Origin of the sequence: Citrobacter sp. TBCS-14 (genome assembly GCF_005280805.1) — a bacterium.
GTDB classification, from domain to species: Bacteria; Pseudomonadota; Gammaproteobacteria; order Enterobacterales; family Enterobacteriaceae; genus Citrobacter; species Citrobacter gillenii.
In genome coordinates, this window is sequence record NZ_SZWM01000211.1 from 1 (window position 1) to 227 (window position 227).

1 pseudogene is annotated in these 227 nt (G+C 50.2%); it reads right to left on the reverse strand.

The window, feature by feature from the left end:
* Positions 1-227, reverse strand: a pseudogene (locus FDX22_RS12155) (colanic acid biosynthesis glycosyltransferase WcaI); the annotation flags it as partial.

The following is a 227-nucleotide window of genomic DNA, read 5'->3' on the forward strand; positions in this document are numbered from 1 at the left end:
ATCCCTGGTGTACAGAATAGCGTGGGTACCACGCCGATAATGTATTCAGGCTTCCACCGATACTGAGCCAATAGGGGAAAAAGACTGCTCAGGGCAAAACTGCCCAAATGTAACAACCGCTTTAACGTTGAAGGCTGAGTTGGTACATATAATGGACAGCGCCAGACAGTGGTGACACCAACTTCCCGACGATAGCGCCAGGAAGAATAAGGTTCGCCGACTTGCCA